Raw genomic sequence first — 7,877 nt, 5'->3', positions numbered from 1 at the left:
CTGCTCCGAAGTCGGTCACGCCGCACACCGAGTTCGAGGGTGAGGTTTACATCCTGTCGAAGGACGAGGGTGGCCGTCACACGCCGTTCTTCAGCAACTATCGCCCGCAGTTCTACTTCCGTACCACGGACGTGACCGGTTCGATCAAGCTGCCGGAAGGCGTCGAGATGGTGATGCCGGGCGACAACGTGAAGATCTCGGTGACCCTGGGCTTCCCGATCGCCATGGACGAAGGCCTGCGCTTCGCGATCCGCGAAGGCGGTCGTACCGTCGGCGCCGGCGTCGTCGCCAAGATCAACAAGTAAGAAATCGCCGGGGCAGGGTGACCTGTCCGGCTGTTGAAGAGGCGGGAGCGAAAGCTCCCGCTTTTTTTTGGTTATTTTTTGAGCAGGGGCTTCCTTTTCTCCGGCAGACCGGCTATATTCGCCGAGTTATATCAGCCCTAAGTCCTTCGGGACGGGCTCACCGCGAAATGAGGCGCACGGAATGTGCTTCGAGTTCGCAGGCATGGATGCCGCATAGAGTGCCAGCCAGGCCAACGGGCGCGAGCTCTGTTGACCGATGTCGTTGTGTATTCTATACTTTTCTGTCTAGGCAGGCCGTTTATACGGCCTGCCTGACTTTTTCGGGTCGTTCCGGGCGGTGCCACACCGTTCCAGTTCGGCCCGTTGCGACACCCGTAGGTCAGTAACAAGGGTTGTGCGGGGTGGCGAGAAGCCATTCCGAATCACAAGAACGTTCTTTCGATAACAGGACACGGTTTTTATGGCGAACCAAAAGATTCGCATCCGGCTCAAGGCGTTCGATCATCGTCTGATCGATCGTTCGGCCAGCGAAATCGTCGAGACGGCCAAGCGCACCGGCGCTACGGTCCTCGGCCCGATCCCGCTGCCGACCAAGATTGAGCGCTACACCATTCTGGTGTCGCCGCACGTCGACAAAGATGCCCGCGACCAGTACGAGACCCGTACGCACAAGCGCGTTCTGGACATCGTCGACCCCAACGACAAGACCGTGGACGCGCTCATGAAGCTCGATCTCGCGGCTGGCGTTGACGTGCAGATCAAGCTCGGCTGAGCGGATAAAAGGATACGAAAATGAGTATCGGACTGGTTGGCCGCAAGTGCGGCATGAGCCGGCTCTTCACCGAAGACGGCCGCTCGATTCCGGTGACGCTGATTGAAGCGACCCCGAATCGTGTGACGCAGGTGAAGACCGAAGAAAACGACGGCTACAGCGCCGTGCAGGTGACGACGGGTGCCAAGCGCGCCTCGCTCCTCACCTCGCCGCTGAAGGGTCACTACGCTAACGCCAAGGTCGAGCCCGGCCGCGGTCTGTGGGAGTTCCGCGTTTCCGCGGAAGACGCAGGCAAGTACGCGATCGGCACCGAGATCAAGGCTGACGACGTGTTCACTGTCGGTCAGACGGTCGACGTCGCCGGCGTGTCGAAGGGTAAGGGTTTCCAGGGCACCATCAAGCGTCACCACTTCAAGATGGGCGACGCCACGCACGGTAACTCGCTGTCGCATCGCGCCCCTGGCTCGATCGGTCAGCGTCAGACGCCGGGCCGCGTGTTCCCTGGTAAGAAGATGTCGGGCCACATGGGCGCGGTCAACCGCACCCAGCAGGGCCTCGAAGTGGTCAAGGTCGATTCCGAGCGTCACCTCATCGCAGTCAAGGGCGCAGTCCCGGGCGCGCCGGGTGGTGATGTCGTGATCCGCCCGACGACCAAGGGCTGAGGAGAGACGCCATGGAACTCAACGTTATTGGCGCCAAGGCGCTCACCGTGTCGGACGACGTGTTCGGCGGCGAGTACAAGAAGGCCCTCGTGCACCAGGTCGTCACCGCCTATCAGGCGGCTGGCCGTGCCGGCACGAAGGCTCAGCTGTCTCGCGGTCAGATGTCCGGTACGACCAAGAAGTTCAAGAAGCAGAAGGGTGGCGGCGCACGCCACGGCGATTACCGCGCCCCGATCTTCGTCGGCGGTGGTGTGACGTTCGCGGCCAAGCCGCGCAGCTTCGAGCAGAAGGTCAACCGCAAGGCTTACCGCGTCGCGATCCGTTCGATCGTCGCCGAACTCAACCGTCAGGATCGCCTGAAGGTCGTGTCCGAGCTGTCGATGGAAGCCCCGAGCACCAAGGGCATGATCGCCAAGCTGGCCGAGCTCGAAGTCAAGGGTCGCGTGCTGCTGGTGTCGGAAGACGCCACTGAAGCGCTGTACCTGTCCGCTCGCAACATTCCGTACATCCACGTCGTCGACGTGCTGGCCCTGAACCCGGTCAGCCTGGTCGGTAGCGACTACGTCGTCATGACGGTGGACGCGGTCAAGAAGGTCGAGGAGTGGCTCGCATGAGCACCGAACGCACGCTTAATACGCTTCGCGCGCCGCACATCTCCGAGAAGTCGGCTCGCCTTGCTGAGAATAACCAGTACGTTTTCGTCGTGGCGCCTGAGGCGACCAAGGCCGATGTCCGTGCAGCGGTGGAACATCTCTTCGACGTCAAAGTCCTGGATGTGAACCTCGTTAACACGAAGGGCAAGGTCAAGTCGTTCCGCTTTCGCACTGGCAACCGCCAGGGCAAGCGTAAGGCCTACGTGCGCCTCGCCGACGGTCATACGATCGACGTGTCGGCCAAGGCCTGAGCCAGGAGTTGAATTGAGATGGCACTGATCACTCACAAGCCGACCTCCCCGGGCCGCCGCGACGCTGTCAGCGTGCGGACCGAAGGTCTGTACAAGGGCGCTCCCTACGCGCCCCTGACCGAATCGCAGTCGAAGACCGGCGGTCGCAACCATTACGGTCGCATCACCACCCGTCATCGCGGCGGCGGTCACAAGCAGGCGTACCGCATCATCGACTTCAAGCGCGACAAGGAAGGCATTGCCGCCGTTGTCGAGCGTCTTGAATACGATCCGAACCGCACCGCGCACATCGCGCTGCTGTGCTACGCCGACGGCGAGCGTCGCTACATCATCGCGCCGAAGGGCGTGGCGGTTGGCGATCGTCTCGTGTCGGGTTCCGACTCCCCGATCAAGCCGGGCAACTGCCTGCCGCTTCGTTCGATCCCGGTCGGTTCCACGATCCACTGCATCGAGATGAAGCCGGGCAAGGGTGCGCAGATCGCACGCTCCGCCGGCGCTTCGGTCCAGCTGGTCGCTCGCGAGCAGGGCTATGCCACGCTGCGTCTTCGCTCCGGCGAAATGCGTCGCGTCCCGGTTGAATGCCGCGCCACCATCGGTGAAGTCGGCAACTCCGAGCACAGCCTGCGCAAGCTCGGCAAGGCCGGTAAGAAGCGTTGGGCAGGTATTCGTCCGACCGTCCGCGGCGTCGTCATGAACCCGGTCGACCATCCGCATGGCGGTGGTGAAGGCAAGACCTCCGGTGGCCGTCATCCGGTCTCGCCGTGGGGCACGCCGACCAAGGGCTACAAGACGCGCAACAACAAGCGCACCGAACAGTTCATCGTGCGTCGTCGCAAGTAATTAGGAAACGATCATGCCGCGCTCTCTAAAAAAAGGTCCGTTTGTCGACCTGCACCTCGTGAAAAAGGTGGAAGCCGCCGTTTCCGCCAATAACAAGCGTCCGATCAAGACCTGGTCGCGTCGTTCGATGATCCTGCCGGAGATGGTCGGTCTGACCATCGCCATCCACAACGGCCGCCAGCATGTGCCTGTGTTGATCAACGAGAACATGGTCGGGCACAAGCTCGGCGAGTTCGCGGTGACCCGCACGTACAAGGGCCACGCCGGCGACAAGAAGGGCAAGTGATGAGCACCGAAGCCAAAGCGATCCTGCGCAGCGCCCGCATCTCGGCGCAGAAGGCACGCCTGGTGGCTGACCTGGTCCGCGGTTTGCCCGTGGGCCGAGCCAGCGACGTGCTCGCCTTTACCAACAAGAAGGCCGCTCACCTTGTTCGCAAGGTGCTGCTCTCCGCCGTCGCCAACGCCGAGAACAATCTCGGTGCCGACGTCGACGAGCTGAAGGTCGCACGCATCTTCGTCGACGAAGGTCCGGCGATGAAGCGTATGTACGCCCGCGCCAAAGGCCGCGGTTCGCGCATCCTGAAGCGCACCAGCCACATCACTGTGGTTGTTGGCAACTGACTGGGGTAAGAGACGATGGGTCATAAAGTTCATCCCACCGGTATCCGCCTCGGCATTGCCAAGGACTGGAACTCGAAGTGGTACGCAAACAAGGGTGAGTATGCTGTGTATCTCGCAGCGGACCTGAAGGTCCGTGAGATGCTCCGCAAGAAGCTCGCCGCCGCGGGTATCTCGAAGATCCAGATCGAGCGCCCGGCCAAGACCGCCCGCGTGACGATCCACACCGCCCGTCCGGGCGTGGTGATCGGCAAGAAGGGTGAGGACATCGAGAAGCTGCGTAAGGAAGTCACCGACATGATGGGCGTCCCGACGCACATCAACGTCAGCGAAGTCCGTAAGCCGGAGCTCGATGCCCAGCTCGTCGCTGAATCGATCGCTCAGCAGCTCGAGCGTCGCATCATGTTCCGCCGCGCCATGAAGCGCTCGGTCGGTAACGCGATGCGCCTCGGTGCCCTGGGCATCAAGATCAACGTCTCCGGCCGTCTGAATGGCGCCGAGATCGCTCGCTCCGAGTGGGCCCGTGAAGGTCGCGTTCCGCTGCACACGCTGCGTGCGGACATCGACTACGGCACCGCCGAAGCCAAGACCCAGTACGGCATCATCGGTGTCAAGGTATGGGTCTATAAGGGCGAGATCTTCGATCTGGCGGCAGCTACGGCCGAGTCGAAGGAAGAACAGCAGCCTCAGCAGTCGCGCCGCGACGGTGGTGAAAACCGCCGCGAGCGGACGGCCAAGTAAGGAGCGTTGCCATGTTGCAACCTAAGCGCACTAAGTTCCGCAAGCAGTTCAAGGGCCGCAATGACGGCCTGGCGTTCAACTCCAATCTCGTGAGCTTCGGCGAGTACGGCCTCAAGGCGACGACGCACGGTCAGCTGACCGCACGTCAGATCGAAGCGGCCCGTCGTTGCATCACGCGTTTCGTCAAGCGTGGCGGCAAGCTGTGGATCCGGGTCTTCCCGGACAAGCCGATCACCCGCAAGCCGATCGAAGTTCGAATGGGCGCCGGTAAGGGTAGCGTCGAGTTCTGGGTCGCTCCGATCCAGCCCGGTCGCATGCTTTATGAAATCGAAGGTGTCGACGAGACGACGGCACGCGAAGCGTTCCGTCTGGCCGCAGCAAAGCTGTCCGTCCAGACCCAGTTCGTCTCCAGGGCGGTGATGTAATGGCCAGCAAAGATATCAACCAGAAGTCGGCGGAAGAGCTTAAGCAGGATCTGCTGGACCTTCGCAAGGAGCAGTTCAATCTGCGCATGCAGAAGGGCTCCGGTCAGCTCACTCAGCCGCACCAGCTGCGCCGCGTTCGGCGTGACATCGCCCGCACGAAGTTCGTGCTCGGCGCTAAGAAGTAAGGACGGCGGACATGAGTGATAACACGAAGACGGCGCGCACCCTCACGGGGCGTGTCATCAGCAACAAGATGGACCATACCGTAACGGTTCTGATCGAGCGTCAGGTGCAGCATCCGCTGCTCGGCAAGATCATCCGCCGCTCCACGAAGCTCCACGCACATGACGAGACCGGTGCGAACGAGGGCGACCTGGTGCGGATCGCGGAATGCCGTCCGCTGTCGAAGACCAAACATCACCGCGTGGTCGAAATCGTCACGCGCGCTGAAGTCTAAGGAGAAGAGCAGCCATGATTCAGGTGCAAAGCTCGCTTTCCGCAGCGGACAACAGCGGTGCGAAGGAAATGATGTGCATCAAGGTGCTGGGCGGCTCGAAGCGCCGTTACGCCAGCGTCGGTGATGTGATCAAGGTGACCATCAAGGACGCCATTCCTCGCGGTAAGGTCAAGAAGGGTGAGGTGTACAACGCCGTGGTGGTTCGTACCGCCAAGGGTGTGCGCCGCGCTGACGGTTCCGTTATCCGTTTCGACGGTAACGCGGCCGTCCTCCTCAACAATAAGCTCGAGCCGATCGGCACCCGTATTTTCGGGCCGGTTACCCGCGAGCTGCGCAACGAGAAGTTCATGAAGATCGTCTCGCTCGCGCCCGAAGTGCTCTGAGCGGAGGCCAGACATGAACCGTATCCGCAAGGGTGACAACGTCGTCGTCATCACCGGCAAGAACAAGGGGCAGCGCGGCGACGTGCTGCGCGTCGATGGCGACCGCGTTGTCGTCTCGAACGTCAACCTGGTCAAGCGCCACACCAAGCCGAACCCCCAGGCCAACCAGCCGGGTGGGATCGTCGAGCGTGAGGCCTCGATCCATATCTCCAATGTACAGCTCTTCAACTCCGCCACGAACAAGGGCGAGCGCGCTGGCACCAAGACGCTCGAGGACGGGCGCAAGGTGCGCGTGTTCCGCTCCGGCGAAGTAGTCGACGCGTAAGGAACCGAAGTCATGACCCGTCTTGAAACGTTTTACAAAGAGTCGGTAATGCAGAAGCTCACTGAGCGCTTCGGTTACCAGAATGTGATGCAGGTTCCGCGCATTACGAAGATCACGCTCAACATGGGCGTCGGCGAAGCTGCCGGTAACAAGAAGATCCTCGATAACGCCGTTGCCGACATGACGAAGATCGCCGGTCAGAAGCCGATCACGACGAAGGCCCGCGTGTCGGTCGCTTCGTTCAAGATCCGCGATGGCTGGCCGATCGGTTGCAAGGTCACGCTGCGTCGTGCCCAGATGTGGGAATTCCTGGACCGCCTGATCAACATCTCGCTGCCGCGTACGCGTGACTTCCGTGGTGTCTCGGGCCGTGCCTTCGATGGCCGTGGTAACTACAACTTCGGCGTCAAGGAACAGATCATTTTCCCGGAAATCGACTTCGATCAGGTTGACGCGCTGCGCGGTATGGATATCTCCATCACCACGACCGCCAAGACCGACGAAGAAGCCAAGGCGCTGCTGGAAGCTTTCAGCTTCCCGTTCCGCAACTGATCAACAGGTAGAACATGGCCAAGACCTCGATGGTCGAGCGCGACCTCAAGCGCACCAAGCTCGTCAAGAAGTACGCTGCCAAGCGTGCGGAATACAAGGCGATCGTTCTGAGCGCGACCGCTTCGTACGACGAGAAGATGGAAGCCCAGACGAAGCTGCAGAAGCTTCCCCGTGACGCGAGCCCGTCGCGCCAGCGTAACCGCTGCGCACTGACTGGCCGCCCGCGTGGCGTCTACAGCAAGTTCGGCCTCGGCCGCAACAAGCTCCGCGAAGCCACCATGCGTGGTGACGTCCCGGGTCTGCGCAAGGCTAGCTGGTAAAAAACAGCCTCCGCTCCGGCGGGGGAGGGTGGTCCTGGACAAAACTTGTCCAGGCCGCCTCATGCTGCTATAGTCGTCGGTCTGCGCAATGCAGACCGACGATTTGTCGGCACTACAATTTAAGATTTCCGGTCATACGGATATCGGTACTCTCAAGGGTTTTTCTTATGAGCATGACTGATCCCATCGCCGATCTGTTTACGCGCATCCGCAACGGCCAGGCGTCTGGCAAAGCGGTTGTACGTATGCCGTCGTCGAAAGTGAAGCTGGCCCTGGCCAAGCTTCTTCAGAACGAAGGCTACATCCTCGACGCCCGTACCGCTGACGAAGCGGGCAAGCCGGTCCTCGAGATCAAGCTCAAGTATTTCGAAGGCCGTCCGGCCATTGAAACCATTTCCCGTGTCAGCCGTTCCGGTCTCCGCGTCTACCGCGGCAAGGACGAGCTGCCGAAGGTCCTCGGTGGCCTGGGTATCTCGATCATCTCGACTTCCGCCGGTCTCCTGACCGACGCGCAGGCCCGTTCGAAGGGTCTGGGCGGCGAAGTCATCGGCCAGGTGGCGTAAGGAGTCCCGA

General features: G+C 61.4%; 16 protein-coding genes and 1 pseudogene. All 17 read left to right on the top strand.

Going from position 1 to position 7,877, the window contains the following annotated elements; genetic code table 11:
• Window positions 1–305: pseudogene (gene tuf, locus B5X73_RS21395) on the top strand (elongation factor Tu); the annotation flags it as partial.
• A gap of 460 nt (window positions 306–765) precedes the next feature.
• On the top strand, window positions 766–1,077 hold the full coding sequence (gene rpsJ / locus B5X73_RS17445; RefSeq protein WP_014402136.1) for a 30S ribosomal protein S10: 312 nt from the start codon (window positions 766–768) through the stop codon (window positions 1,075–1,077).
• A 20-nt stretch (window positions 1,078–1,097) separates the two neighbouring features.
• Entirely contained in the window at window positions 1,098–1,739 is a 642-nt protein-coding gene (rplC, locus tag B5X73_RS17440; RefSeq protein WP_036115493.1) for a 50S ribosomal protein L3, read from the top strand.
• 11 nt (window positions 1,740–1,750) lie between these two features.
• Window positions 1,751–2,353 (top strand): 50S ribosomal protein L4, encoded by a 603-nt coding sequence (gene rplD / locus B5X73_RS17435; RefSeq protein WP_036115490.1) that lies wholly within the window; start codon window positions 1,751–1,753, stop codon window positions 2,351–2,353.
• Window positions 2,350–2,643 (top strand): 50S ribosomal protein L23, encoded by a 294-nt coding sequence (rplW, locus tag B5X73_RS17430; protein WP_036115487.1) that lies wholly within the window; start codon window positions 2,350–2,352, stop codon window positions 2,641–2,643. The genes rplD and rplW overlap by 4 nt, the downstream gene beginning before the upstream one ends.
• A gap of 18 nt (window positions 2,644–2,661) precedes the next feature.
• Complete coding sequence (gene rplB / locus B5X73_RS17425) at window positions 2,662–3,483, top strand: 50S ribosomal protein L2 (RefSeq protein ID WP_036115484.1); 822 nt, start codon at window positions 2,662–2,664, stop codon at window positions 3,481–3,483.
• A gap of 13 nt (window positions 3,484–3,496) precedes the next feature.
• Window positions 3,497–3,769, top strand: coding sequence for a 30S ribosomal protein S19 (gene rpsS / locus B5X73_RS17420; RefSeq protein ID WP_029213892.1), 273 nt, complete (start codon window positions 3,497–3,499; stop codon window positions 3,767–3,769).
• Complete coding sequence (gene rplV / locus B5X73_RS17415) at window positions 3,769–4,104, top strand: 50S ribosomal protein L22 (protein WP_036115481.1); 336 nt, start codon at window positions 3,769–3,771, stop codon at window positions 4,102–4,104. The genes rpsS and rplV overlap by 1 nt, the downstream gene beginning before the upstream one ends.
• A gap of 15 nt (window positions 4,105–4,119) precedes the next feature.
• Entirely contained in the window at window positions 4,120–4,842 is a 723-nt protein-coding gene (rpsC, locus tag B5X73_RS17410) for a 30S ribosomal protein S3 (protein ID WP_036115478.1), read from the top strand.
• A gap of 11 nt (window positions 4,843–4,853) precedes the next feature.
• Window positions 4,854–5,267 carry a 50S ribosomal protein L16 gene (rplP, locus tag B5X73_RS17405; RefSeq protein ID WP_036115475.1) on the top strand — a complete coding sequence of 138 codons (414 nt, stop codon included), beginning with the start codon at window positions 4,854–4,856 and terminating at the stop codon, window positions 5,265–5,267.
• Window positions 5,267–5,452, top strand: coding sequence for a 50S ribosomal protein L29 (gene rpmC, locus B5X73_RS17400; RefSeq protein ID WP_036115473.1), 186 nt, complete (start codon window positions 5,267–5,269; stop codon window positions 5,450–5,452). Before rplP ends, rpmC begins: the two co-directional genes overlap by 1 nt.
• An 11-nt stretch (window positions 5,453–5,463) precedes the next feature.
• On the top strand, window positions 5,464–5,724 hold the full coding sequence (rpsQ, locus tag B5X73_RS17395) for a 30S ribosomal protein S17 (RefSeq protein WP_036115469.1): 261 nt from the start codon (window positions 5,464–5,466) through the stop codon (window positions 5,722–5,724).
• A gap of 14 nt (window positions 5,725–5,738) precedes the next feature.
• A complete protein-coding gene (gene rplN, locus B5X73_RS17390) occupies window positions 5,739–6,107 on the top strand; it encodes a 50S ribosomal protein L14 (protein ID WP_036115467.1) in 369 nt (122 codons plus the stop codon).
• 13 nt (window positions 6,108–6,120) lie between these two features.
• Complete coding sequence (rplX, locus tag B5X73_RS17385) at window positions 6,121–6,432, top strand: 50S ribosomal protein L24 (protein WP_036115464.1); 312 nt, start codon at window positions 6,121–6,123, stop codon at window positions 6,430–6,432.
• A 12-nt stretch (window positions 6,433–6,444) separates the two neighbouring features.
• Complete coding sequence (gene rplE, locus B5X73_RS17380) at window positions 6,445–6,984, top strand: 50S ribosomal protein L5 (RefSeq protein WP_036115460.1); 540 nt, start codon at window positions 6,445–6,447, stop codon at window positions 6,982–6,984.
• Between the two features lie 14 nt (window positions 6,985–6,998).
• Window positions 6,999–7,304, top strand: coding sequence for a 30S ribosomal protein S14 (rpsN, locus tag B5X73_RS17375; protein ID WP_036115457.1), 306 nt, complete (start codon window positions 6,999–7,001; stop codon window positions 7,302–7,304).
• Window positions 7,305–7,471: 167 nt separating this feature from the next.
• Window positions 7,472–7,867 (top strand): 30S ribosomal protein S8, encoded by a 396-nt coding sequence (gene rpsH, locus B5X73_RS17370; RefSeq protein WP_036115455.1) that lies wholly within the window; start codon window positions 7,472–7,474, stop codon window positions 7,865–7,867.
• Window positions 7,868–7,877: the final 10 nt, after the last annotated feature.

The sequence above is a fragment of the Luteibacter sp. 22Crub2.1 genome, from assembly GCF_900167995.1.
GTDB lineage: Bacteria > Pseudomonadota > Gammaproteobacteria > Xanthomonadales > Rhodanobacteraceae > Luteibacter > Luteibacter mycovicinus.
This window is presented reverse-complemented; position numbering and strand designations above follow the sequence as displayed.